Source organism: Pedobacter sp. UYP24, assembly GCF_054057295.1.
Window position 1 is genome coordinate 881788 of sequence record NZ_JBSRZD010000001.1, and the last position, 26919, is coordinate 908706.

The window sequence follows — 26919 nt, forward strand, 5'->3', positions numbered from 1 at the left end:
GCATGATCTATCAATCTACCTATCAGGCAGCACGGCTTATTGCACCAAAAGTTGAAGCGATTTTTGCAGCGCATTTAAGTGCGGCACTGGAAAGTGGAGAAGATGATCTAGCCCCTTTGCCTACAGCAAATGTAGTTGAGTCTATTTTGGATGCCACTTTTTGGGCTAGTTTACGTAAAGAAGAGGGGCATTCGCCAAAAATATCATTAGCATTCTTGCCCCCACAACAGGCGGGAAATCCCTTGCTATTTAAGAATAAGCTCCCTTTAAATCCAGGGGTATTAACTAAGCTAGCTCCAGGGATAGAGCGTGCAGGGATACATCTTGGCATCTGGATAGAAGATGAGGAACTTTATATTTGGGGCACTACAGTGAGCATTCCTAATTTCTGTTTCGTAGTGGATGTATCAGAACCTGCACTGCTTGTTATCAAACATCGACGGATATATGGGTTTGGAAAATTCACAAATATTGCTGTTTTGAAAGGTGATCAGGTAAAGATGGTTGATGGGAATAGTACTAATTTACCAGATTGTCCTCCGGTGCTTTTGTCACTGCTAGACCTCACCGCACCCTCTTACTGGAATGATTCTGTAAACGTTTTAATTCAGTTGGCCGTTTCAATGCGTGCTCATGGAAGAGGGGGAACTTTGCTGGTTGTACCTAACGACAATGCCAATTGGCTGCAATCCATCATTAAGCCAATCCAATATTATATTCAGCCTTCTTTTAGTGGGTTATCAAAACTATTATTACAGGAAAGGAAAGAAGCTAGTCAGATATTTTGGCAAACAGCTTTAAGAAGAGAGGTTGACCATCTTGCAGGATTAACTGCGGTAGATGGTGCAACAATAATTAGCAAAAGTTATGAATTGCTCGCATTTGGAGCCAAGATAGGAAGAGCTAAAGGAAAAGATAATATTGATGAACTTTCGTTCTCTGAGCCTATTGAGGGGGGAAGTGCTGTTGTTATACATCCGGCTAAAATAGGAGGAACTAGGCACCTCTCAGCCGCACAGTTTGTCCACGATCAACATGATGCTACTGCATTGGTGGCTTCTCAAGACGGACATTTTACAATTTATAGTTGGTCCGAATACCAGGAACGGGTGCAGGCACACCGAATTGATACTTTATTGCTCTAAATTAGGAGAATAGGATTGCGCTAACGATCGCAATTAAGAAAAGGGCGGTTACAACGATACGGTCTGCCATTATCCATTGTTTTCTGCTAATAGCTTTATATTCAATCTCTTCTTTTTGCCTTGCAAAAACGTGTAAGATACTTGGTGACTTAATAAACATAGGAGTAGATTTAGTAGTACATCTCCATTATTACAAAGCGCAAGCCAAAAACTTATGGTATTGTTAAAATGTTGATAACTTTTCTGTTTATGTTGATTTTCAATAATTTTATAGATTTCTAACTATAATTATCTCTTGACTATTAGTTCTTTAAAATTATTTTGCGCTAAATGCTGTCTGTTTTTTAGAACTCTGGATTTATACTTATTTCCTTTCTGTATTTTCCTAAAATTGTTTCTTTCGCACCATATTTAAGTTTATAAATAAAATTATAGTATTGTTATTCAGCGTTTTGTGTTTTTATATAGTACTATGTATTGCATATTACTATCTTAAACATATATCTTTGTATTATTATGATAGCAGAAAATACACAAACGCAAATGCGAAAGGGGATACTGGAATATTGTGTGCTCCTGATCATATCAAAAGGCGAAATCTACGCTTCTGATATTATCGCCGAATTGAAGTCGGCTAAACTGCTGGTTGTTGAGGGGACTTTATATCCTTTACTTACCCGGCTAAAAAATAACGGACTATTAAGTTATAATTGGGTAGAGTCTACATCTGGCCCGCCACGTAAGTATTACATACTGACAGTTGAAGGTATAGCAATATTGAGTCAGTTGGACTATACCTGGAATGAGCTATCTGAAGCCATTCAAACCGCAAAGAATGTTGCGGATAAAAAACCCACAAACCCAATCAATTTAACAAAGTAATGAAGAAGACACTTAACATAAATATTGGCAACTCGATCATTCACATTGAGGAGGATGCCTACGAAACATTAACTATTTATCTGAATGAGGTAAAGTTTCATTTCGCAAAGAATGCTGATAATTTTGAGATTGTAACGGATATTGAAAATAGGGTTGCAGAAATGTTTGCTGATATTCTTTCGGTTAACCAAAAGCAGGTAATCTCAATTGAAGATGTACAATCTGTAACTAGCCAGATGGGTTCTGTAAAAGATTTCGAATCTGAAGAAGAGGAACAGGAAACCTTTACTGGTCTGCATAATTCACAGGTCAAAAAGTTATACCGAGATACAGATCAGGCTGTTATTGCAGGGGTTTGTGCCGGACTTGCTCATTATCTTGATATCGAAGATCGATGGGTTAGGCTTGCAGCAATCCTTACAGTTTTACTTGGCGGGTCTGGTGTACTTGCATATATTGTCTTGTGGGTGATGATACCAAAAGCAGAAACCCGTTCTGAGAAAATGGCAATGCGCGGTGAAGAGGCCAATCTTAAGGGATTTGCAAATAGCTACCTTCATCCATTTGTTAACCATTCTCGCGGAGTCCTTGCAGAAGCTTTTGAGCTTTTTGGACGTTTTATCAACGGTACAGGAAAGACCATCTTTAAAGCAATGGCCCTGGTAATTATTATCACAGCTGCTCTGGGTTTGATCTCACTTATTATTGCCGTGGTTGCTATAATGGGTATGTGGGATGCCGAGGTGATTCATACTTTTCCTTTTAGCATTGTTAACGATGAGTATTTTGGTATGGTAACCTTAGGAACCTTATTAACAATCGGAATACCCTTATTGGCATTGTTATTATTTGCTGTGAGAGTTGCCTTTACCAGCCGACCAATTAACAGAATTTTTTCCTTTATACTACTAATTTTCTGGATCACGGGACTTGGAATCACGATATACCATGTGGCAAAAATTTCTTCTGAATTTAAGGAATCAGCAGAATTTTCACAATCAGCAGAAATTAAACCTTACAGTACTTATGAGCTTGTGGTAGACCGCACCCGTTTCTTTTCAAAAGAAGATAGCACGAAATATAATATTGATCGCCGAAAATATATGGGTAGAAAAATCCTTACTGATAAGGAAGATGGTTTTGATATGCCTCGAAATGTGACTTTGAATATTTTAAAAAGCGATAATGAAAGAGTTACTATGAGTCAGAACTACAGTGCGCATGGTAAGACTTTTGAGGATGCGCTCAAAAATGCCCAGAACATTCAGTATACCTTTCTTCAACAAGATTCGTTACTTACTTTTAATCCTGTGCTGCAGCTTAAGCGGGTTTCGAACTGGAGAGATCAGGAGGTTGAGATGGTACTGAGGGTTCCGGTAGGTACAGTAATAAAGATTAGCAAAGAGTTTAGTCGTTATTTAAACGCCTATGGTTATTGGGATTGCAACCACGAAGAAAATAGCAATTTCACAGAATGGTTGATGACCAATGATGGTATCAAGTGCCGGTATGAAGCAATTACCGATACTGATAAATAAAAGAAACTATTTTACAATATAGCGGTAGACAGAACGCGCCACATTGCCTTTTTTGTCTACCCCTTCCACAACAACCCTATATGTTCCAGTACCATCAGCATTATAAAATTCCAAAGGTAGGGGATTTGTAATTGATGGCGCGGTAGTTAATTTTGGATTCCAATATATGGTAGTACGCAAGTCGTTAAAATTATAGGTGTTTGCAGCATTGATATACTTTGGAGAATAGAACTCACGTTGTTTACTAAATCCTTTTGGTTTGAATTTAAGAAGATTAGCTTCAGGCAGCAATGCTTTTAAATCTTGTAAACTAATTTTTGTTCCCTTTGGCTTTGCCTTAGTATTAATAATTACAAGTCCGTTTGTATTGTAAAGCCTGTCAATTGATCCCATATCATCTTTAGTAAATACCTCCACATTTTCTATCTCTTCTGGGTTTACAGCCATAAGGGCGATATAATCTATCGGCTGGGAGTTGAGAAAAATCTGGACAGGTACTTTTTTACCCTGTTGGTAATCGCGACTAACATAGAAATAGTTCTCGACATAAGTTAGACCAACTGCCATGCCTTGAAGACATATTGCAACTGAGTTGCAACCTCTAAAACGATCGCCGTCTATCATGTGCCCGTTTATGTTGCTGAGGCCTATAAAAGCGGTATGGTCCAAATGGCTTGGTCTTTTAACTTTAGCACCTTCAATTTTAACTTCTTTTAGCGTTCTTAGGTAATTGTATTGCTTTTTGCTGTTTTCAAGATAGGGAGCCAAGGAACTGTCGATATTTTGTACTTCATCTGCAGCGCGTAAGTTGGTAGTCATGGCTGCGCCTGGTTGTCCATCTAGCAAAATCATTAGGCTAGATCCATTTGCATTGTATTTAGCATTAATTATTACCTCTGATGAATCTGGAAAATTTATGTTATTAAATACAAATACACCGGAAGGATTAGTCACCACCTCAGCTCCGAATTTATTTTCGGCTATTGTCATACGCAAAGCTCCGCGTTTTACAGGCATTCCTGTCCGGTCTCTTAGTGTTCCAGTTATTCTAATACCTTGTTCAGGAAGCAGTGTTGAAGGAGGAAGTTTCCCTGCCATAATATCCTTATAGTTAAAACGTCTGAATCCCTGGGTTAATAATAACAAATCAAGATCAGCTAATTTCTTTTGATCTGGTTTATTGAAGTAGTAATTAGGTTTTTCTATGTAACCTTTTAATTCAGATGTCAAGAGAAGCGAGCTAAGAATGGTAATTTCTGAGTCCTCATCTATAGGTACTTTTTGTTCATCAGTAACAGAAACCGAGAAATCGCCATCAGCGATGTTCGTACCGTTTTTTGCACCGATATTTAGCTTTACTTTTTGACGTGGCTTATAGCTTGGTAAGTCAGATTTCACATTTAAAGCAAGCTCGTTGTTCTGGCTGTTAAATATAAGCCTTTCACTTATTGGATCACCCTGCTCTGTAAACAAGGTGATTTGTGTTATTCCGGATGGGATCTCTGCTTTAGGTATTTTGGCGGTTATGTTCTGAGTTTTTAATGTTGTTTTAGCCGCATATATAATAATTCCTGTATTGGTGGCTACCAGGATCATTTTTTTGTTCTTATTGGCATTAAAGTAGCTTTCATTGGCTGCAATTTTAATGTTTATAGCAGCGGGTTCTGTATTAGTAACCTGAATTGAAGCGCCTGTAGGCAATGCTTTTGGAAGGTCATAACTTTTAACTGTTCCATCTTTGAACGTAATATTGACTTTGTATGTTTTACCTTCTTCTGCATTCAGATAAAAAGAGCCCATTCCCAAATGTGAAGATTCAAAAGTAGTTAGATTTTTTCCGCCATTATCTGTAACAGTACCTTTTAAATCTACACCAAGACCAGCACTATTTATTGCTTTAAACCCCACTCTTGTTGAAATGCCTGTTATTAAATCACCCCCTTCAGGGAAAAATTGAATGTCGTTATTGACTTTAACGGGTTTGAGTTTGAAGGTAGATGCGATGGTCTCGTCCGAACTCATAACTAATTCTGTGGTCAACTCACCAGTTACAATAGGCTCATTTTTACGAGATTCTATTTTAACCTTTAATATACCATTCTGATCTGTGGTGCCTTTACCCTTATTAACAATGTCAAAGTTTGAAGTTACTTTCCAGTTTACCGGTTTACCGGCCTGTACAACATTTTCCTTATTTTTAAATTGGATAAGTGCATCAATTGTTTGATTCTTTTCAGTCTGCTGCGTCTTGTAACTAAATTTAGTAATTAACTGTTTATTGATGGTTTCGCCAATTGGAATTGTCTTTGTAAAAAAGAAATCTTGCGCATCATTTAGCATCCAAAAGGTATACGCTTTAATGTAATAATTGCCCTGCTGGTATAGCCTGGGATTAAGCGGGATATTTCCAGTAGCCACACTGTTAGCGACTGGAAGTTTAATGGTTTGAACAAGCGAGTCGCGAGTGTTGATCACGTCAACATATATAACCTTACTCAACAATGATGGCATATTCTGCTCCATTGTCAAATAGGCTTTGAACCAGATGGTATCACCCACACTATAATAAGGTTTATCGAAATGTAAATAGACCTTTTCAGTCGGATGCTCGTCAGAGAGTCGTTTTGATTTGGCTACAATATTTTCCAGTGCTATGCTGTCTTGCTGAGCCTGAACGCAGAAGTTTATGGCAGTGGATAGTGCGAGAACAACAAATATGAACTTTAAAAATCTCATCAAATGAATTTATACTATTGGAATGCTAATATATTCATTTATGAATTGATAAGGTCATTGCATCTGCATCTTTAACATATTTTGACAGTTGAGAAGAAAAAGAAGGGGGTACTGACTAGGCACCCCCTGAAATTTTATTTGAACTCGATAATGAAATCTTCTAGTGGTGTACGTACTTTTTTTAGGTTTACCAACCAATCACCTGTTTCGTCTCTATATCCAAGAGGAAGTAAAGTAGTGCTTCTTAGTCCTAATTCTTTTAGCCCTAGCAATTCGTCTAATTTTTCTGCATCAAAGCCTTCCATAGGAGTTGCATCAACCTCTAATGTGGCCGCTTCTATGATAGCAGCTCCAAATCCGATGTAAGACTGGCGGGCAGCATGATTAAAATTTACTTCTGGATCGCGGGTGGTATACATTCCGATTAGTGTATTCATGTAATCTGAAGCATTGTCCACTGGAAGACCCCGTTCAGCATTGCTATGGGCAAATACCTTCCTGATTCTTTCCTCTGTATAGTTATCCCATGCGGCAAAAACCAATAAGTGGGAACAATCTGTAATCTGTGATTGATTATAGGCAATTGTTTTGATTTTTTCTTTTAACTCTTTGTTGCTAACTACAATAACCTTAAAAGGTTGCAAACCAGAAGATGTTGGGGCAAGTTGAGCAGCAGTCACTATCTGGTTCACTTTTTCTTGCGGTACTTCTTTACCGTTCATTTTTTTAGTGGCGTATCGCCATTTCAAGGCATTTTGAATACTCATATTTTTCTATATATAGCAATGTAAAATATTATTAACACTGTTAGCAAATGTAGTTACGTTAATTAACACTATAATAGTCCACCTATGGTTTTTACTTTAAAATGATAGTTTTTGCTATCGACTTGTATCTGATAAAATGAGGTATAATCTGAAGATCAACAGCATTAAAGTCAACAATATTTGATAGTGACTACAGGTTGTATGAAACGAGGTTGAAACATGGTTGGTACATGGTTAGTACATATATGGATGTACCAACCATGTACCAACCATGTTTCAAGGATGTACCAACCATGTACCAACCTCAGTAAATAAACAAGTAGAGCCCTACCCATTTATAGTCGATTTGATCAAGCACTGCGATAGATTAATTAATCTTCCTCTTCCAGATAGATCTCGTGAACAAGAAACTTAACTTTTTCTAAAGGTTCTAGCAATTCAGAGATATCTTCAGAATCGATATGATAAATGGTCTCACCGGAATCAGGTATCTCTGAATTTGGTATCAGTTCAAAAAATTTCACAGACAAATCAGACTCAAGTTCGGTCAGCTTAATATAATTTACGCCATTCGACTTCCAGTCGCTAAGAATTTGAGGGGTGAACAGCACATAAGGATTTTCATTTTTCATCAATGTAAAGTTAATGTATTTGAAAACCCTTATTGTTTTGCATAGTTAGTTTTTCAATTTATCTTTAAAGATTTTTTCCAGTTTTTGCATTTTTGGAAGTATTACCGCGCGACAATAAGGCTGAGTTCCGTTCAGTTTGTAGTAATCTTGGTGATAATTTTCTGCAACATAAAAGGGAACGGCTTTTTCAATGGCGGTTACAACTGGTTTACCAAATGCATTTGTGGTATTGAGTTCTTTTTTATACTTTTCTGCCAATAATTTTTGCTCATCATTATGATAGAATATTACAGAGCGATACTGAGTTCCAACATCTGCCCCTTGGCGGTTTAAAGTTGTGGGATCGTGGGTTTTCCAGAACACCTCAAGTAGTTCGTCATAAGTGATCTTAGCAGGATCGTATGATAGTTCAATCACCTCGGCATGCCCGGTAGTGCCGGTACAAACATCCTCATAGGATGGCTTTACCACATCGCCGCCCTCATAGCCAGATCTTACACTAACTACACCTTTTAAACGTTGGAATACCGCTTCTGAACACCAAAAGCAACCGTTACCAAAAGTCGCTGTTTGTAATTTTGGGCTCTGTGCCTTAACTGCGCTAAAAGTTAGAAATATCAAAAGGGCGCTTAATAGATTTTTCATAGTAGTATTCCTTTAAAATTGTTTGTCGGGTAAAATTACGTAAGGCTCAGCTATATAGTTTTAGTAAACATTGTAATGAAGCTAAGATTACAATATGCTGATAATGGTTTTGCAGAGTTGATTGATCTAATTTCACAATAGTTTCTTAATTTAGTGATTCATATTAAAACAGATCAAGATGTCAGCACCCTATATTCCAAGTTTAGACTTAAGCTCTTATATTAATGGAGATGATATACAGCGTAAAAAATTCTCTAATGAACTAGGTAGAGCATTTAATGACTCTGGCTTTGTTACCATAACTAATCATGGTGTAAGTCAGGAATTGATAGATAAACTTTACCATAGCGTAACAGCGGCATTTAGTTTGCCTTTAGAACAAAAGCAACAATATGAAAAGGCAGAACTTGCGGGACAACGTGGTTATACAAGCCCGGGTAAGGAGACTGCTAAAGGTGCGAAAACTGCCGATTTAAAAGAATTTTGGCAAATTGGTCAGGAGGTAATGGATAACGATCCTATAAAGAACGAATATCCAGATAATGAGTTCCTGGCAGAAATTCCAGAATTTAATGAGGTAACACGTGAGATCTATCAACGATTGGAAAGCAATGGGAAACACCTGCTGCAGGCGATTGCGACTTACCTTGAACTTCCTGTTAATTATTTTGATAACTATGTACACAACGGCAATTCCATATTAAGGGGGATACATTACTTCCCAATTACAGATCCTGATGCTTTACCTGACGATGCAGTTCGTGCAGGTGCTCATGAAGATATTAATTTAATTACTTTGCTTATAGGTGCAAGTGCTGATGGACTGCAGGTATTGACACGCAGTAATGAATGGTTGCCTATTAAAGCTGGGCACACAGATATTGTTGTAAATGTTGGTGATATGCTGCAGAGATTAACCAATAATAAATTACGATCCACTACGCACAGGGTAGTTAATCCACCACGAGAACTTATGAAGACTTCTCGATTCTCGGTGCCATTCTTCTTACATCCTCGTGCAGATATGGACTTAACGAGTTTGCCGTCATGTATTGATGACGAACACCCTAAGCTTTATAGTGATATGACAGCTGGTGAGTATCTTGATGAAAGATTGGGGGAAATTGGGCTAAAAAAAATGTAACTACTTTTTACCCTGATCAATTGCCCTATTAATCACATCTTGTATCCTTCCCCTGATCTTTAGATTATTAAGCTTATCTGTTACTTTAGGATTTACCCTGTTAGACAAGAATACATATACTAATCCTCTTGATGGATCCACCCATACACAAGTTCCTGTATACCCAGTATGTCCATAGGTTTGATTAGAAGCCAGTTCTGATGGGTAATGCTTACTCACAACAGGATCCCACCTATCGAAGCCCAGCCCTCTTCGGCTAACAGCAGATTGTCTATTTGTAAACATATCCACCGTTTGCGGTGTAAAATATTGAGTGCCACCATAACCACCTTTATTTAAGTACATTTGATATATAATAGCAAGATCGTTTGCACTTGAGAATAAGCCTGCATGACCGGAAACTCCGCCGACAAGCGCTGCGCCCTGATCATGTACATAACCCTCTAAAAGCGTTTTTCTAAAGTAAGTGTCCTGTTCAGTCGGTATAATCTGATCCTTAGTAAATCGATTTCGTGGCAAATATCCGGCGGTTTGCATACCAAGCGGGCGGTAAAAATTGTCGGCCACATATTGATTTAACGGTAGTCCACTAATTCGTTCTACAATATCCTTCATAACATACATGCTAATATCACTATATACGTAAGTGCCTCTTGTTCTTATTGGTGCATTGAGCATTTTAGGCCACATCACCTCCTTAAAGTAGTTTTTTCGGATAAAGTAATTATCGGCCACTTTTGTAGGAAATGCAGCACTGGAATCGCGACTATAATCCGCAGTTGTAACATAATCCTGGAAAGGAATGTATGGTATAAAGCCAGCCTGGTGAAGCATTACCTCGCGAACCTTAATGGGGTTCATTGGAAGTTCGCGTGCTTTGGGAATGTAAGCGCCGATATTGGTATCGAGATTCAGCTTGCCCTCCTCGTAAAGACGCATAACTGTGGGAGTTGTGGCAGTTGTTTTGGTTAAAGATGCAAGATCAAAAATATCAGTAACCTTTTCAGTCAAGCCATTTACATAGGTATGGTTTCCATATGCTTTATTAAATATTACTTTTCCGTCTTTCGCCACAAGTACTACTGCGCCTGGTGTGGCCTGTGCTTTTATGGCCTCCATTGCAATGGCATCAATGTCTGATAGATCATCTTCGTTAATACCGGCGTCTTCAGGCAATGTGTATTTTAATCTTGTGGGAGTTGTATTAAAGCCAGATCCCGCCAGGTACTTTGCTGAAAAACTAGAAACAAGCTTCTTTTGAACACCAATACCGCCAAATATAATCTGTGGAAGAATTTCTGCAGAAAATTGGTTGTTTTGGTCAGTCCATATTATCGGGGCCTGAACTGCATTGAAAGCGTTGAGGCCCCTTCCGTCGCCAAATAATGCAATAATTACTTGTTTGCTTTTTGCAAGGCTTGTAATAAAATTCATATTCCTCGCATCGTTACTGGCTGATGTTGGTAATGCTACAATGATGGTGTTGTAATATTTGAGATCATCTTCTAGGTCGTTTAAAGTAGTGGAATTCTGGTAATTGGAAGAACTAAAAGCACTTATCTTTGTGTACTTGTTTAAAAGGCTGTCAAAGGCAGATTGAAATGGAAACCCAAGATTTACAGATGCAATGTTCAGTTTTTCCAGGTTTAACAGTGGTATTATAGCCTTATGATTATTTAGTAAAACTGTGCTTTCAGTAATGGTATTGATTGCAGATAATGTTTCTGTATTTTGTTTATGATGTTGTGCACAGGCACTAAGAGAGCAGATTATCAGTAAGAAAACAACAAGTTTGTTCATGCCTTAAAGGTATAAAAAGCGTGCCAATTAATAGTTAATTATGTCAAAAAGATGGCTTGCTATACATCTAATTTTGCCTAAATTAGCGGCTTTTATCAATAATAATACATGTCAGATATTATACGTCTTTTGCCAGATAGTGTCGCTAATCAAATAGCGGCAGGTGAGGTGGTGCAGCGTCCAGCATCTGCCGTTAAAGAGCTGCTGGAGAACGCAATAGATGCAGGAGCGAATAGAGTGCAGCTCATTATAAAGGATGCTGGAAAAGCTTTGATTCAGGTAATTGATAATGGATGTGGAATGAGTGTTACAGATGCCCGCATGTGTTTTGAGCGGCATGCCACATCAAAGGTTCGCAAAGCGGAAGATCTTTTTGCTATAAGAACAATGGGTTTCAGAGGAGAAGCAATGGCTTCTATTGCAGCAATTTCGCAAGTGGATATGAAGACACGGCGACATGAAGATGAACTTGGTACACTGATAGAGATAGAAGGATCTGTTTACATTAAACAGGAACCAGTGGCTGCAGTTCAGGGTACTAGTATTTGTATTAAAAACTTATTTTACAATACACCTGCTAGAAGGAACTTTTTAAAAAGTAATCCGGCTGAAATGCGCCATATTATCGATGAGTTTCAGAGGGTAGCTATGGCACATCCGGCAGTAGCTTTTAGTTTACATCATGACGGAGCCGAAATATACAGACTCCCATCTTCTGCCTTAAAGCAAAGGATAGTGCATCTTTTTGGGAGTAATTACAATGAGCGATTGATTCCGGTTGAAGAAGAAACATCAATTATTAACCTGAAAGGGTTTATTGGAAAGCCGGAATTTGCTAAACGCACCCGTGGTGAACAGTTCTTTTTTGTTAATAACCGCTTTATTAAGGATCCTTATTTAAACCATGCTGTAAACCGTGCATACGAAGAGCTACTCCCGGCCGACAACTTTCCCTTATATGTGCTATTTATAGATATTGATCCTTCCAAGATAGATGTGAATGTTCATCCAACAAAAACAGAGATTAAATATCTTGATGAAAAGTCTATCTATGCGATTTTACACGCAGCAGTAAAGCGGTCGCTAGGTAGGTTTAATATAAGTCCCACTATAGATTTCAATCAGGAAACTGGTTTTAGTGCGATGATAACACAAAAGGCTCCTGAAGAAATTGTACCGCCGGCTATTAGTTTTAATCCTGATTTCAATCCTTTTGCTAATGAATCTACATCATCTCATGATAAGGCTTATGCGAGTTTCAGTAAAGGGTATGGGGGTGGAGGAAGTTTATCTCCAAGCAGCAAAAATTGGGGTTCTCTATATGAGATTGCAAAAGAGGAATCCTATGAACAACAACAATTAGGTTTTGAAGAAGAGGAGAGTCAGGGGATTTCTATTCCGGCTGTAAAACAGCTGATGCAACTTCATAATCGTTATATTATCTCCCAAATCAAATCCGGTCTGATGCTTATTGATCAGCAGGCTGCCCATGAACGTATATTATACGAAAGATTTGTTCTGCATTTGGAGGATCGAAAAGGTGCTTCACAGCAAAGCCTTTTCCCTCAAACAGTAACGCTTAGTCCTAATGACTATGAATTGGCAAAAAGCCTTCTTGATGATATCAAAAGTTTAGGTTTTGAAGTAAGAGAGTTTGGTAAAAACACCTTAGTTATTGAGGGGATACCAGTAGATCTTGGTAGTATCAATATTAATGAAACTCAGCTTTTTGAGCGCCTTATAGAAGGGTTTAAAAACTCACAACAAGATTTAAGGTTAGACAAAAGGGATGCACTTGCCAGGAGCATGGCAAGGAATAGCGCAATAAAAAGTGGCACTGTACTTGGTCAGATAGAAATGAATACTTTGATAGAGCAACTTTTTGCCTGTAAAACACCTAACTTTAGCATTAGTGGCAGACCAGTCATACAGACAATTGGGCTTGCTGAACTCGATAAAAAATTTGATAAATTATAATGTTTAATAACATAAATATACCACCGGTAGTCAAGAACCTCTTGATTATAAATACTATTTTCTTTCTTGCAAAAGTATTATTTGAAAATACAGGCACTTTGAACTTCGATCTGTTGTTCGGTGCTTTTTATTTTGATTCTTCCTTTTTTAGGGTTTGGCAGCTGCTAACCTATATGTTTATGCATGTGAATTTTATGCACCTACTTTCTAATATGTTTGCCTTATTTATGTTTGGTGGCATGCTTGAAAACAGATGGGGCGCAAAGCGATTCATTAATTTTTACCTTATTACTGCCCTTGGTGCAGTGGCATTACAAATGGGTGTACAAGCATACGAAGTGTACCACATTACAGGAAGCGCAATTAACAACCCTATATATGATCTAGCTTATAGAGGAGGATTTATCCAAGCAGATATCAAGGTACCAAATTTATCTCAGAGTCAGGTAAATACTTTACTTGGTATTTACGGATCACCAATGATGGGTGCTTCTGGTGCTGTATTTGGTGTTTTAGTCGCATTTGGAATGCTTTATCCGAATATAGAATTGATGATGATTTTTTTTCCAATTCCCATCAAAGCAAAGTATTTTGTTACCGGATATATTATATTAGAGCTTTTTTCAGGGGTTGCAAAAGTACCTGGTGATTCTGTTGCGCATTATGCACATCTTGGAGGTGCGTTATTGGGCTTCATATTAGTAAAGTTATGGAAAGACAAAGACAACGATAGATTTTATAAGTATCATGAATAACCAAATCCTGAAAGACTTAAAAATAAAAGTATTCCAATCTGGTGATCTTTCATTTCTTTACATAGGAATTAATATTCTTATTTTTTTGATTGTTGCTGTAGTCAATATCCCTTTCTTCTTATCTGGCAATGGAGGATTGATCTATGATGATTTAATTAGGCAGTATTTTGCCTTCCCTGCGGCAATTGTCCATGTCCCATTGCATTTTTATACATTGATTACTTATCAGTTCTTTCATGAAGGTTTCCTACATCTTCTTTTTAATATGCTATGGTTGTATTGGATGGGGAGGATCTTCCTCGATTTCTTAAAGCCAAGACAATTTCATTTTGTATACCTTGGAGGAGGTGTTTTTGGCGCGATTCTATTTGCGCTGGCTTTTAACGTATTTCCTGTATTTAGAAATATTTCTGACGCCACCATTATAGGTTCTTCCGCCGCGGTAATGTCTATCATTGTTGCTGCCGCTACTTTGGTTCCCAATTACAGCATTCGTCTTTTTCTGCTTATCGAGTTAAAACTTAAATACCTGGCAATTGCATATGTATTACTTGATATAATTGGTACTACATCAGGAAATGCTGGTGGTAGCTTTTCACACCTCGGGGGTGCTATTTTTGGATTTCTATATGTCAAATTGCTACAAAACGGAACGGACTGGAGTTCCGTATTCAAGAAAAAGCCGAAATTGAGAGTGGTGAAGAATGACGTACGACAAAATACTCATCAATCTTCCGGAAGGACTGCGTATCTAAAAAATGATGGGTATGTAGAGCAAAGTGAGATTGATGCAATTCTAGATAAAATCTCTAAAACAGGATATGATAAATTAAGTAAAGCAGAAAAGGAAACGTTGTTTAAGGCTAGCAAGCATTGATGGAAAAAAAGTCAAAAATATCATTTTTAGATCAACTTATTCGGATTATTGCCATTCTACTTGCAGTTGCACTTTTTATTGGTAGCCTTGCTGGTAAAGTTGATCCTCGCGCGAACCAATACATACCGTTCTTCGGGTTGGCTTATCCTTTTTTATTGTGTTTAAATATTTTCATGGTCATCTGGTGGCTATTAAGAAAGCGCTGGAAATTAGCAATCTTTATGTTAATTCTAATGCTCAGTGGTTGGCAAACATTCCGGGCTTCATATGGCTTTAGCGGTACCGAAGGTGAGGGGCCAAAGTCAAACGAGAAAGCGATTAGAATGATGACTTATAACGTGCATAGCTTTAAGCCTTATGGAGAGGAGATTATTGAAACTGTTAAAGAGCAAATGCTTAGTTTGATTAAAACTGAAAATCCAGATATTATTTGTTTCCAGGAATATTTTACAAGGTATAAGGGCCCCTACGATATTACTGATAGTCTTAAAAGGATGCTTAAAACCCCTTACTACTATTTTGTTCCAGTGTCGAAAAACGATTACGAGGCTAATGGACTTGCAATTTTCTCGAAGTATCCTATTCTTGGGAAAGGTCAAATTAATTTCAAAGACAATTACAATGGCAATTCAAGTATTTATGCTGATGTTCAGATCGGTAATAAACTTGTTAGAGTCTATAATGTCCATTTACAATCCATCGCTTTTGACAAACAGGATTATAACTATCTGGATAAGATAACCAAGAAAATGGATGCCGAAATTACCCCTTCAAGGCGAATTTTAGGTATGCTCAAAACTGCATTTAGAAAGCGTAGTGATCAGGTGGACATCATGAAGGCACAAATGAAGGAATGCCAGCTGCCTTTTATTATTGCAGGCGATTTCAATGATACTCCTGCTTCCTATGCGGTCACTCAGCTTACTTCGGCTTTAAAAAATACATTTATCCAACAAGGTAGCGGCTTTGGTCGTACCTATAATGGTAAGTTTCCTAATTTTCAGATCGATTACATATCCACAACTTCACATTTTAATGTGCTCAATTACAGGGTAGTAGAGGCTAAATTATCAGATCATTTTCCTGTTCGAAGCGATTTGATATTAAATCCTTAAAATTTTTAAATTTGCAACATGAACACAAGCTTACAGCTATACAATACCTTATCACGGAAAAAAGAACCCTTTGAACCGCTTCATGCCCCTAACGTGGGAATGTATGTATGTGGACCTACCGTTTACAGTGATGTGCATTTAGGTAATTGTCGTACGTTCATTTCATTTGATCTGATCTTCAGGTATCTTAAATATAGTGGTTATAAAGTTCGGTATGTACGGAACATTACAGATGCAGGGCATTTGGAGGGAGATCGCGATGAGGGTGATGATAAGTTCGCTAAACGAGCAAAGCTAGAGCAGTTAGAGCCAATGGAAATTGTGCAAAAGTATACTTTGGGTTTTCATGAAGTGCTGAGGATATTCAATACGCTACCACCTAGTATTGAGCCGACGGCCACTGGTCATATCATGGAGCAAATCGAAATGATAAAGGAAATCATCAACAACGGTTATGCCTATGAGGTTGATGGAACTATTTATTTTGATGTAGAGAAATATAGTAAGGAATATAATTATACCATATTAACAAACCGAAATCTGGAAGACATGTTGGCAAATACCAGGGAACTTGGTGGACAAGACGACAAGCATGGCCGTTTAGATTTTGCCCTATGGATAAAGGCTAAACCCGAAACCATTATGCGTTGGCCTTCTCCATGGGGAGTTGGATTTCCAGGTTGGCATATAGAGTGCTCAGCTATGAGTGCGAAATATCTTGGTGATGAGTTTGATATCCATGGTGGTGGAATGGACCTTGCCGCCACACATCATACCAACGAAATAGCCCAGTCGGAAGCCTGTAGCCATAAGCAGCCAGCAAAATATTGGATGCATACAAATATGCTTACTGTAAATGGTTCTCGAATGTCGAAATCATTGGGAAATGGTTTTCTCCCTGGCGAACTTTTTACAGGCAGTCACCCTTTATTGAAAAAAGGCTTCAGTCCCATGACAGTTAAATTTTTCATGCTACAAGCGCATTATCGCAGTACGCTTGACTTTTCCAACGAAGCACTTGATGCCTCGGAGAAAGGGTTCAGAAGATTGATGAATGCTGTCAATTTACTGGAGAAATTACACACTTCTGAACATAGCGATTTCGATATCCAGCCCATTGTTGATAATTGTTTCAAAGCGATGAATGATGATTTTAACAGTCCAGTTGTGATTGCAGAGTTATTTGAAGCTGTACGGATCATTAATGTGGTGCACGACGGCAAAGGCAGTATTTCTATGGAGCAATTAGAAAAACTTAAATCATTGGTACAGGATTTTGTGTATGATATTTTCGGACTCAAGGATGAGGATACTTCCAATACAGAACTCAACTCGGTACTTGAATTGGTTATGGATATCAGAAAATCTGCCAAAGAGAATAAAGACTACGCTACTTCTGATAAGATCAGAGTTGGCCTACAGTCAATGGGCATACAATTAAAAGATAGTAAAGATAGTACTACCTGGAATAAGATCTAGATTGTGCAATTGTTGATTACTTTTTAGACTGTCCAATTAATCAAACCTTATATTCGTCCCGTTAACATAAAAAAATTATGACTAAAAGAATATTTTATACCATTATTGCTGCGTCTATAACGTTTGGTGCTCATGCTCAGAAATCTGACGGAACGACAAAGTCACTCGTAAAGGCAGAGGAAGCTTTTGCTGAACGTTTTGCTAAAGATGGCTCTAAAGAGGCATACACTGCTTTTTCTGCAGCTAATGGGTTGGTGTTCAGACCAAATCCAGTAAATGCTAAGAGCTTTTATGGATCACAGCCAGAATCTAAGGATGTTAGCTGGACGCCAGTTTATGCTAAAGTTTCAAGGAGTGGTGATATCGGTTTTACAACAGGCCCTTTTGTTGTTGGAGGGAATTCCTATGGTCAGTATTTCTCTATTTGGAAAACAGTGAATGAAAAATGGGAATTAGCCATTGATCTTGGTATTTCACATAATAAACCTTTAAAGACAACAACGGTTGCCTTTTTAGAACCGAAAGATCATTTTATGCCTAAGTTCATGACTGATAAGCAAAGAGCTACTGGTGCAGAAATTATCGGAACAACAGAAGAGACGTTAAATACGTTGCTAAAGACACATGGTGTGGCTGCTTTTGCAGGTTTTGTAAATCCTGATGTAAGGATTTTATTTCCAGGATATGAACCAATTCTTGGTAAGGATAAAGCTGTTTCTTTCGTTAACAGCATGTTTGCAAAGGTTTCTTTAAAAAGAACCAAAGTTGTTAAAGCAGATGGTGGTGATTTGGCTTATACTTATGGTATAGCAACAATTGATTACAAAGCTGATCTTAGAGAGAGCTTCAACTACGTTTTTGTATACGAGCGTCAGCCTGATGCAATGTGGAATTTGGTAGCAATGGTTTTCTCCCCAGCTGAGCGATAATTTAAATGAGAAGATTTATTTTGCTGATCCTTTTTCTTGCTGTTTTGCAGGTCTCCGCTCAGCAGTTCGATCTTCAGGGCAATCGTGGTGCGAGGGGTATAATGCCCGAAAATACTATTCCTGGAATGCTCCGGGCGGTGGATTTGGGTGTACATACCTTAACTATGAATGCGGTAATATCTAAGGATAAGAAGGTAGTACTATCTCAAGAGCCATACTTTAATAATGAGTTTAGTCTTCTCCCTGATGGGAAACCAATTACGCTGAAAGACCAAAAGAAGTATAATATTTACAAAATGGATTATGAGGACGTCAGGAAATTTGACGTTGGTAAGAAGATCCATAATCGTTTCCCTTTTCAGGAAAAATTTCCAGCATACAAGCCCCTACTTGAGGAAACTATTGATGCAGTAGAAGCTTATGTAAGGCGGAATAAACTACCAAAGCCTGAATACAGTATTGAAACCAAAACAACACCTAAAGGAGATAATGAATTTCAGCCCGAGCCTGCAGAATTTGTCGAACTGGTGATGGAAGTAGTTAATCGTAAAAAGCTTGGTAAAAGGGTAACTATACAATCTTTCGACATTAGAACTTTGCAATACCTGCATGAGCATTATCCAAAGGTGAAGACTGCTTTATTAATTGATGAGAAAGTGGATTTTGAAGTTAATATTTCAGAACTTGGTTTTAAGCCCACTGTATATAGCCCATATTCCGTTTTGGTTGGCAAGGGATTGATTGATAAGTGCCATAAAGAAGGCATCAAGATTATCCCATGGACAGTCAATACCATTAGAGACATGAAGTACCTTATTGCATTAGGTGTAGATGGAGTAGTAACAGATTACCCTAACCTATATAAAAAGGCAACGGAAGAGTAACCTAAAAAAGCTGGTTAATAATTTTCTCCACTGATAAACCTTCCGCTTCAGCACGGTAATTTCTTACGATGCGGTGGCGTAATATGGATTCTGCAACTGACTGTACATCCTCAATATCTGGAGAATATTTGCCGCTAATCGCAGCATGACACTTAGCCCCGATCACCAGGAACTGCGATGCCCTTGGTCCGGCACCCCAGCTAATGTATTTGTTGATGTCTTCCGTTGCAAGTGACGAGTTAGGCCTTGTTTTACTGGCTAACTTTACAGCATATTCAACTACGTTATCTGTAATTGGAATATTTCTTACTAGTTTTTGAAAGTACTGGATTTGCTCCGTATTGATTATCTTTTTAAGCTGAATATCTCTGTTACTAGTGGTGTTTTTAACAATGGTTAGTTCATCAGCAAAAGATGGATATCCCAAATGGATGTTAAACATAAATCTATCCAGCTGTGCCTCCGGTAGTGGATATGTCCCTTCCTGTTCTATAGGATTCTGTGTGGCCAACACAAAGAATGGGTTTGGCAATAGATGCCTTACACCTGCTGCGGTAATTGATTTCTCCTGCATTGCTTCTAAAAGCGCAGCCTGTGTTTTTGGAGGAGTCCTGTTGATCTCATCCGCTAATATGATATTTGAAAATACTGGCCCTTTAACAAACTTAAAGCTCCTGTCTTCGCCAAGTATTTCTGCACCAATAATGTCACTTGGCATCAAATCTGGTGTAAACTGAATCCTGTTAAAATCAAGATCCATTACATTTGCAACTGTCTGTACAAGCAATGTCTTGGCAAGCCCTGGAACACCTACCAGCAGGCAGTGGCCATTACTGAAAATTGATATAAGAACAGATTTGACTACCTCATCCTGACCGATAACGATTTTACCTATCTCGGCACTGATGTCGTTAAAAGTTTTATGTAGTGCGTCAACCGCCTTAATCTCATTTTCAAACTGCATACTATTAATTTTTAGCAGTTACACCTTTGGTCCAAACTTTTAATTCATCGCAATCTGCAAAGTCGCTGTCAATTCTAATATAAGTATTTAGTCTCTTTTTCTCAAACCACTCACTCATCATACGATTCACTTTATCTTCCTGAGCTTTCTCTTTGAACTTAGCGTAATCCTGTTCAAGACTACCTTTATGTGGTGGGACTTTAGATTTAAGGTAGAGAATCTTGTAGCCTTCCTTGCCATCCTCAGGACTAGTAAAAGCTACTGGTCGAGAAATCTCTCCAACCTTCATCGTATCAACTACTAAAAATACTGCAGGATCTAACTTATCTGCAGGAATAAATGTGGTTCTCGCAGTAACAGCATCTGCATACAACAACATACCACCATTGTATTGAGAGTCTTTATTATCTGAATACTGTGATGCTGCAAAAGCGAAAGGAAGTTTTTTGTCAACCAGGTTTTTATAGATTGTATCGGCCTGCAATTTGATTCTAGCCATACTTTCCGGAGTGTTTTTAGGACGAACAAGAATATGACGGGCTTGAACCTGCTCGCCTCTTCTTTCAATCACTTGCAGGATATGGTATCCCGCTTCTGTTTCAAATACGGGAGAAATCTCACCTGCCTTTAATTTGAATGCCCAAGCCGTAAATTCTTTAAACATGCGGGTACGATCGAAGAAACCAAGATCTCCACCTTCAGATGCTGAACCTGGATCTTCTGAATAAGACTTGGCTAAAAATCCAAAATCCTCACCACCTTTAATCCTAAGTCTGAATGCATCAATCTTATCATAGAACTTTTGCTTCTCTGCTTTGGTAAGTTTAGGATGTAGTACGATCTCGCCAATTTCAAATTCGGTAGCTATATCTGGTAAACTGTCTTTCTTGTAAGAATCAAAATATCTCTTTACTTCCAAAGGTGTCACGCTTACATCTTGAGTAATCTTTGCCTGCATTTTTTGAGAAATGAGCTGTTCTTTAATATCAGGCCTAATCTCATCCTTGTATTGTAGTATGGAACGATTTAGGAATTGCTCCAGTCGTTCCTCTCCGCCCGCTTTTTGTACCTGATAACGCATACGTTTATTTACTTCCTCATCTACCTGATTTTCTTCTACGTATACTGAATCTAATTCTGCTTGTTGTTTCAAGAGTTTTGCACCCAACATTTGCTGTAGTAGGTAGCACTTGAATTTGTCATTAGCTGGATTTCCTGAATTAAGGTATTGCGCATATTGCTGATTAAGCTCTGAAAGCAGGATGATATTTCCACCAAGAATTGCAACCACTTTATCTATATTCTTTTTTTCTGATTGCTGAGCATTCGCATTAAAAAACAAGCAGATAATTCCGCCCGCTAGTATTAAAAATTTCCTCATTGTATAGTTATTCAATTGTATTCTATTTTGCAAACTTATATAAAATTGTTTATGGCCTTGCCATTTTCCTTATTTGTTCCTGGTATATCTTTACCTGGTACTTTTTTCTTAACTCAGATACCCATTCAGTTTCTAGCTTCTGCTGGATATTGTCGTCCTGTGCAGCGTTCCATATTTTCTTTTCCGAGATATTGAACATCAAGACTGCTTCTTTGTATTCATTGATCAAAAACGCAAACTCCGGACTTCTCTTTGATACCCTCTTTTGTTCATTAAGTGTGTTCTCGTAGTTCTTTATTTCTTTTACATAAGCAGTATCCTTATCCATTTCTAGCGCTTCTGCATCCAGTACCTTTAGTTTAAAATCTATATATAGGTTTAGGTAAGCCAAAAGGTCCTGGTACGAAACATTGTTATTTCCGGCATGATTCTTTTTGTAAAACCACATAAACTCCTTTTCCTCAATTGCTTTTCCATTTACAATTGCCACATGCTGGGCAAAACAAAAGGTACCATAAAGACTAAGAATCAGGATGCAATAAACTTTTCTCACAAACTAGCTATGGTATAAATTTTAAGGCATAAAAGTAACAAATAAAGGCACTATAATGAGATATTTAACTAATTTTAACAGAAAAAAGATTTACCACATAATAGCAACAATGCCCAGTCAAATTACTACAAATGCAGATGCGCTTCGCTTATTTTTTACAGACGATGTATACCTAGTAGCCGAACAGATCGCAGTAATACCTATGCTGCAGGAAATCACCGCTCCTTCTGTAGGGGTTGTCAAAGACCTGGAGTTTAAGTTTCTTGGTAAGAATGGCCGTCATATTTTGCTGCTGGTAAATGATGTGGAGAACGACGTGAGTGATGAATGTGGTAGAGAATTGCTGCGCAAGATTGTAAAATCAATCAATCTTTCTGCAGCTGATTTCGCACTGGTTAATTATGCTGATTATCAGGACGCTACATTAGCAGACATGGTATCTTTTTTCTCCAGTAAAATGGTTTTTGCTTTTGGTGTTGGTCCGGTACAACTTGGCTTAAATAATCACCCATCAAATGCTATTATTATTGATGGGAATGTTAAAATGATTTTTTCTGATGAACTGCGGAAACTTGATCAGAATATGAATACTAAGAAAGCGTTATGGGCGGTATTACAAAATTTGGAGGTTTAAAGTGTTAAAGGAACTCGTATTTGCAACAAATAATGCTTATAAGGCCGTAGAGGTATCAAATTTACTAGATGGAAAGTATAAAATTCTTACCTTGAAAGATATAGGATGTGGTGTTGATATTCCTGAAACCGGAACCACATTTGAAGAGAATGCAGCACTTAAAAGCTCTTACGTAGTAGCGCATTATCATTTAGATTGTTTTGGTGATGATAGTGGATTGGAAGTAGAAGCACTAAACAATGCGCCTGGTATTTATTCAGCCCGGTACTCTGGAAACAGGGGTGATCTGGAAAACATGGACCTGTTGTTGAAAAATATGGAGGGAGTGGAGAACCGTAGGGCACGTTTCAAAACTGTGATTTCATTGAATTTAAATGGCCAGAATTTTTTCTTTGAAGGGTTAATTAGTGGAACCATCAAGAATGAAGCAATAGGCCAACAGGGCTTCGGCTATGACCCAATATTTGAGCCATTGAATCATGATAGAACTTTTGCACAAATGAGTACGGAGGAAAAGAATCAGATTAGTCATCGTGCAATAGCAATGAAAAAACTTATAGCTTTTTTAAAAGATCCGGCTGCTTCTTAAGTAAACTATCTGCTTTATTAATCAGGCTATCTACCTTTATCAGGTCCTTAGCAATAGGAGTTATTAAGGGAAATGGTAATGCTATTTTTGTATTCTTGGTGGGTAATTTAGCTTTTGTGGCAATAGCTGTCTTAGACTTTGCAATAGTTTTTGCCTTCGGCTTCCCTGTAATAACTTCCTTTTTAGAAAGGGGTCTCAATTCTGGTACCCAACTGAAGCCTGTTAATTTTACATCATTCTTTAGTTCTGCAATTGGAATTCTAACACCTTCTGGATCTCTAATAGCCAAGATGTTAGTTATCTGCTTATTCTTAAATAAAATCTTAATTCTGCTACTTACCGTCTGGTTCATATCTGTATAAACGCTGTCTTTATCCCTGTTATAGTATACACTTTCCGCATTACCATCTACAAAAGCATTACTAATCTCACCATTGGTAAAAAATGCAGTGATCAGTTTACCCTTTACCTGGTTATACTTAGCAGAATCTGAATTAACATTTACAATGAAGCTGTTTTTAATGATTTGAAGTGTATTTAATTTGTTATTCTTCAATCTCAAATAAATCGTGTCGCCTGTTTGCTGAGAGCCTTGCGACCATAAAATAGGCTTTCCATACCAACGAAGGGTTGAGTCTGCTGCGGTATAGAATAGTGAATCTGCAACTGCTTGCATATTTGATTTATAAACCCTTACATTATGATAAGCTTTAATAACCCTGGCTTTAACGGTATCCGCAGGATTGCTAGGCAATGAGTCTTTAACAATGGTTAGTGCCTTTGTCTTGCTTATCAGTCCATCGGGCTTTTTAAGAACAAGTATTTTAGCCAAACTATCGCTCACTTTTGGTGGAATTACTGCTTTTGTAAGACTGTCTTTTTTAATCTTAAGTATAGGTATACTATCTATCTTTTTAGCCAAACTATCCTTAATCAGCGTAATCTTAGAAGTGTCGGGAACAACAACTTTGGCTATTTTTTTATCAAGCTTTACTAGTTTTTTACTCGCCGCCGCAGTTGTCCGTAAAGGTGAAGCTTTGGCCCTACCTGCAGATTTACTGCTAGATTCAGATTCCGGGTCACCCAGTTCATTGTCTTTTTGTAGGGTAGGCGAAGAGATCAGCTTTAGTTTTTTCTTTAAAGTCATGTGGGTTTCAAGGGTATCTGCTCCTAGCCAGAGACTATCCGGCTGGAGCTTTTTCTTTACCATAATCGAGTCCTTCGTGCCCATGCCAACATACGCATTCTTAGTAACCACGGCCCGCTCTGTCTTTTTATAATAATAGCCCAGTTGCCCATACATTACTGTCTTATCAGATGTATCCCTGAAAATGATATTTCGAACTGCTTTTCCATATCCAACTTTGCCATCATAGTACAAACTATCTCCCTTCAGGGATTTGCTGGCATTGGTATATAAATTCTTCTTTCCAAAATAGGCATACTCTGTTTTTGTGTTGTATGCACCATTCTCTGTATAGAGGTTATCATCCTTTCCTTTAATATTGGTGGGGCCATAAAAGTAGGCCCAATTGCTTAGTGTATTGTATCTTAAGGTGTCAGATTTTATGGTGCTCGACGGGCTTACCACCACTACATTGTATCGGAAATAGGCATCGCGACTGTTTGAAAAATAATATCCATTGGTACTTGTTAGGGTAACGTCCTTATTCACAATTTTTCCACCTTGAATATAAGTTCCCACTTTCGTGGCCATATTGTAATCAAGTGTGTTGGTAGTTAGTATATTATCCTTATCTACCATTCTTACGTTGCTGGTTAAGTGCGCAATCTTAGTATTCCCGTCATAGGTAAGGAAGTCCGAGTAAATATTAATGGTATCACCCTGGTTGATGTGAACGTTTTTAAAGGCTTCAAATACGTTCCTGCTTTCATAAAACACGGCACTATCACAGGCCAGCGTAGCATTTATATGTCTAAAAACAGGGTATTTAAGATAAGAAATACCGCCTTGCATAATACCACTCCGGTTATCCTGCAAAATGATCTTTGTTTTTTGCTGGGCAACAATGGATATCGGAAGTATAATAAAGAATATGTAAAGGAAGATTCTCTGCACGCTACAAAGTTAGCAATGATAACGGATTTACCCACCCCTTAGTATACGAACATTTTATATATTTGATCCATGCTGCCGCTTCAATCTTTTCAGGACTATATTGATCAACATCAGTTATTTAGCACTACAAACAAGCTATTGCTTGCAGTAAGTGGTGGGAAAGATTCTGTACTAATGGCCCATCTTTTTAAACAAGCAGGTTATGCTTTCGGCATTGCACACTGCAATTTTAACCTTCGTGCAGATGAATCACAGCGCGATGAAAGCTTTGTGAGGATGCTTGCATCAACTTTTGAAGTGCCATTTTTTGTTGCCCATTTTGATACTAAAGATTATGCTGCTCAACATAAAATTTCTACGCAAATGGCAGCGCGTGACCTCCGCTACGCATGGTTTGAGGAAACCCGCCACCATAATAATTATGATTATATAGCCATTGCCCACCATCAGGGAGATGTTGCTGAAACCATGTTGCTTAACCTTACAAGAGGAACAGGTATTGCCGGTTTACATGGGATTCTTCCAAAAAGAGGTTATCTGGTTCGGCCAATGTTGTTTTTGTCGCCAGCAAATGTCGAGATGCTGATTCATGGTCTACATCTTGATTTCGTAGAAGACAGCTCTAATGCTACCGTTAATTATGCACGCAATAAGATCAGGCATCAGGTGGTTCCAGTACTTCGGGTACTAAATCCAAAACTAGAGCAAACCTTTGAGCGTAATGCACAGCGCTTTAGTGAAACTGAAATGGTGTTGCAGCAGGTAGTAAATTCGCTGACTAAAGATCTCATGAAGATTGAGGGTGATACCGTAAGCTTATCTCTTCAAATTATTAAACACCTAACACCACAACGCCTGCTTTTTTCTGAACTGCTAAAGCCTTATGGATTTACTGAAAGTCTTACAGAAGAAATATTAAAGGGGCTAAATAGGCAAAGCGGCACTAGCTATCAAAGTGCTACCCACCGTGCTATAATAGATCGCGAAAATCTTATTATATCTAAAATTAACACAACAATTCAATCCGATATTACAGTTGTCCATCACCATGATACAACAGTTAATTTTCTATATAAACAGCTTGATATTTCATTCTCTGACGTTATTTATTTTGAAAGGGATCCTTTAAAGAGCTATGTGGACGCTCGACTGCTCATATATCCTTTAATCTTACGTAGTAGGCAGGAGGGAGATAAATTCATCCCAATGGGAATGAAAACACATAAAAAATTGAGCGATTTTCTAATAGACCTAAAGGTTCCCCTTCATGAAAAGGACCAGGTACCCATTTTATTAAATGGCAATGGAGAAATCATTTGGGTATCAGGATATCGTCAAGACGACAGGTACAAGATTACAGGAGCAACACATCAGGTAGCTATCTTTGAATTAAAAAAAATATACAATTCGTAA

The 26919-nt window shown here is 38.0% G+C and carries 24 protein-coding genes; 14 read left to right on the top strand and 10 right to left on the bottom strand.

Annotation, left to right across the window (positions count from 1 at the left end; translation table 11 throughout):
- The first annotated feature begins 2 nt into the window (after positions 1 to 2).
- Positions 3 to 1145 (top strand): putative sensor domain DACNV-containing protein, encoded by a 1143-nt coding sequence (locus tag ACVWYN_RS03955; RefSeq protein WP_457287525.1) that lies wholly within the window; start codon positions 3 to 5, stop codon positions 1143 to 1145.
- A gap of 1 nt (position 1146) precedes the next feature.
- On the opposite strand, the gene ACVWYN_RS03960 is transcribed toward ACVWYN_RS03955, so the two are convergent.
- Positions 1147 to 1305 (bottom strand): hypothetical protein, encoded by a 159-nt coding sequence (locus tag ACVWYN_RS03960; protein WP_457287526.1) that lies wholly within the window; start codon positions 1303 to 1305, stop codon positions 1147 to 1149.
- A gap of 356 nt (positions 1306 to 1661) precedes the next feature.
- On the opposite strand from ACVWYN_RS03960, the gene ACVWYN_RS03965 reads away from it, so the two are divergent.
- On the top strand, positions 1662 to 2027 hold the full coding sequence (locus ACVWYN_RS03965) for a PadR family transcriptional regulator (RefSeq protein ID WP_457287527.1): 366 nt from the start codon (positions 1662 to 1664) through the stop codon (positions 2025 to 2027).
- The gene (locus tag ACVWYN_RS03970; protein ID WP_457287528.1) at positions 2027 to 3565 is read left to right on the top strand and encodes a PspC domain-containing protein; all 1539 of its coding nucleotides are present in this window, start codon (positions 2027 to 2029) and stop codon (positions 3563 to 3565) included. Before ACVWYN_RS03965 ends, ACVWYN_RS03970 begins: the two co-directional genes overlap by 1 nt.
- 6 nt (positions 3566 to 3571) lie before the next feature.
- Here the strand turns inward: ACVWYN_RS03970 and ACVWYN_RS03975 are convergent, their stop codons facing one another.
- From ACVWYN_RS03975 to msrA, 4 genes are all read right to left on the bottom strand, one after another.
- Positions 3572 to 6301, bottom strand: coding sequence for a carboxypeptidase-like regulatory domain-containing protein (locus tag ACVWYN_RS03975; RefSeq protein WP_457287529.1), 2730 nt, complete (start codon positions 6299 to 6301; stop codon positions 3572 to 3574).
- Positions 6302 to 6435: 134 nt separating this feature from the next.
- Positions 6436 to 7068 (bottom strand): nitroreductase family protein, encoded by a 633-nt coding sequence (locus tag ACVWYN_RS03980; RefSeq protein WP_457287530.1) that lies wholly within the window; start codon positions 7066 to 7068, stop codon positions 6436 to 6438.
- 371 nt (positions 7069 to 7439) lie between these two features.
- On the bottom strand, positions 7440 to 7700 hold the full coding sequence (locus tag ACVWYN_RS03985) for a hypothetical protein (protein WP_457287531.1): 261 nt from the start codon (positions 7698 to 7700) through the stop codon (positions 7440 to 7442).
- Between the two features lie 45 nt (positions 7701 to 7745).
- The gene (gene msrA / locus ACVWYN_RS03990; RefSeq protein ID WP_457287532.1) at positions 7746 to 8345 is read right to left on the bottom strand and encodes a peptide-methionine (S)-S-oxide reductase MsrA; all 600 of its coding nucleotides are present in this window, start codon (positions 8343 to 8345) and stop codon (positions 7746 to 7748) included.
- A 178-nt stretch (positions 8346 to 8523) separates the two neighbouring features.
- On the opposite strand from msrA, the gene ACVWYN_RS03995 reads away from it, so the two are divergent.
- A complete protein-coding gene (locus ACVWYN_RS03995; protein WP_457287533.1) occupies positions 8524 to 9489 on the top strand; it encodes an isopenicillin N synthase family dioxygenase in 966 nt (321 codons plus the stop codon).
- On the opposite strand, the gene ACVWYN_RS04000 is transcribed toward ACVWYN_RS03995, so the two are convergent.
- Complete coding sequence (locus tag ACVWYN_RS04000) at positions 9490 to 11289, bottom strand: serine hydrolase domain-containing protein (RefSeq protein ID WP_457287534.1); 1800 nt, start codon at positions 11287 to 11289, stop codon at positions 9490 to 9492.
- Positions 11290 to 11397: 108 nt separating this feature from the next.
- On the opposite strand from ACVWYN_RS04000, the gene mutL reads away from it, so the two are divergent.
- From mutL to ACVWYN_RS04035, 7 genes are all read left to right on the top strand, one after another.
- The gene (gene mutL / locus ACVWYN_RS04005; protein WP_457287535.1) at positions 11398 to 13266 is read left to right on the top strand and encodes a DNA mismatch repair endonuclease MutL; all 1869 of its coding nucleotides are present in this window, start codon (positions 11398 to 11400) and stop codon (positions 13264 to 13266) included.
- Positions 13266 to 14021, top strand: a complete 756-nt coding sequence (locus tag ACVWYN_RS04010) for a rhomboid family intramembrane serine protease (protein ID WP_457287536.1) — start codon at positions 13266 to 13268, stop codon at positions 14019 to 14021. The genes mutL and ACVWYN_RS04010 overlap by 1 nt, the downstream gene beginning before the upstream one ends.
- Positions 14014 to 14898 carry a rhomboid family intramembrane serine protease gene (locus tag ACVWYN_RS04015; protein WP_457287537.1) on the top strand — a complete coding sequence of 295 codons (885 nt, stop codon included), beginning with the start codon at positions 14014 to 14016 and terminating at the stop codon, positions 14896 to 14898. The genes ACVWYN_RS04010 and ACVWYN_RS04015 overlap by 8 nt, the downstream gene beginning before the upstream one ends.
- On the top strand, positions 14898 to 16013 hold the full coding sequence (locus tag ACVWYN_RS04020; RefSeq protein WP_457287538.1) for an endonuclease/exonuclease/phosphatase family protein: 1116 nt from the start codon (positions 14898 to 14900) through the stop codon (positions 16011 to 16013). Before ACVWYN_RS04015 ends, ACVWYN_RS04020 begins: the two co-directional genes overlap by 1 nt.
- A gap of 18 nt (positions 16014 to 16031) precedes the next feature.
- Complete coding sequence (gene cysS, locus ACVWYN_RS04025) at positions 16032 to 17492, top strand: cysteine--tRNA ligase (protein WP_457287539.1); 1461 nt, start codon at positions 16032 to 16034, stop codon at positions 17490 to 17492.
- Between the two features lie 77 nt (positions 17493 to 17569).
- Positions 17570 to 18421: a DUF4440 domain-containing protein gene (locus tag ACVWYN_RS04030; protein WP_457287540.1), complete on the top strand. Its 852-nt coding sequence runs from the start codon at positions 17570 to 17572 to the stop codon at positions 18419 to 18421.
- A gap of 5 nt (positions 18422 to 18426) precedes the next feature.
- A complete protein-coding gene (locus ACVWYN_RS04035; RefSeq protein ID WP_457287541.1) occupies positions 18427 to 19305 on the top strand; it encodes a glycerophosphodiester phosphodiesterase family protein in 879 nt (292 codons plus the stop codon).
- Between the two features lies 1 nt (position 19306).
- Here the strand turns inward: ACVWYN_RS04035 and ACVWYN_RS04040 are convergent, their stop codons facing one another.
- From ACVWYN_RS04040 to ACVWYN_RS04050, 3 genes are read right to left on the bottom strand one after another with little or no spacing between them, the layout of a single operon-like run.
- Positions 19307 to 20269 carry an AAA family ATPase gene (locus ACVWYN_RS04040; protein WP_457287542.1) on the bottom strand — a complete coding sequence of 321 codons (963 nt, stop codon included), beginning with the start codon at positions 20267 to 20269 and terminating at the stop codon, positions 19307 to 19309.
- 4 nt (positions 20270 to 20273) lie between these two features.
- Entirely contained in the window at positions 20274 to 21650 is a 1377-nt protein-coding gene (locus tag ACVWYN_RS04045; protein ID WP_457287543.1) for a peptidylprolyl isomerase, read from the bottom strand.
- Positions 21651 to 21699: 49 nt separating this feature from the next.
- Positions 21700 to 22203, bottom strand: a complete 504-nt coding sequence (locus tag ACVWYN_RS04050; RefSeq protein WP_457287544.1) for a hypothetical protein — start codon at positions 22201 to 22203, stop codon at positions 21700 to 21702.
- 109 nt (positions 22204 to 22312) lie between these two features.
- Between ACVWYN_RS04050 and ACVWYN_RS04055 the strand changes: the two genes are divergently transcribed.
- Positions 22313 to 22837, top strand: a complete 525-nt coding sequence (locus ACVWYN_RS04055) for a hypothetical protein (protein ID WP_457287545.1) — start codon at positions 22313 to 22315, stop codon at positions 22835 to 22837.
- A 1-nt stretch (position 22838) separates the two neighbouring features.
- Positions 22839 to 23426 carry an RdgB/HAM1 family non-canonical purine NTP pyrophosphatase gene (gene rdgB / locus ACVWYN_RS04060; RefSeq protein ID WP_457287546.1) on the top strand — a complete coding sequence of 196 codons (588 nt, stop codon included), beginning with the start codon at positions 22839 to 22841 and terminating at the stop codon, positions 23424 to 23426.
- Here rdgB and ACVWYN_RS04065 read toward each other — a convergent pair.
- Entirely contained in the window at positions 23392 to 25506 is a 2115-nt protein-coding gene (locus ACVWYN_RS04065) for an OstA-like protein (RefSeq protein ID WP_457287547.1), read from the bottom strand. The two genes, rdgB and ACVWYN_RS04065, sit on opposite strands and share 35 nt — an antisense overlap.
- Before the next feature lie 69 nt (positions 25507 to 25575).
- Here ACVWYN_RS04065 and tilS point away from each other — a divergent pair, with 69 nt between their 5' ends.
- Positions 25576 to 26919 (top strand): tRNA lysidine(34) synthetase TilS, encoded by a 1344-nt coding sequence (tilS, locus tag ACVWYN_RS04070; protein WP_457287548.1) that lies wholly within the window; start codon positions 25576 to 25578, stop codon positions 26917 to 26919.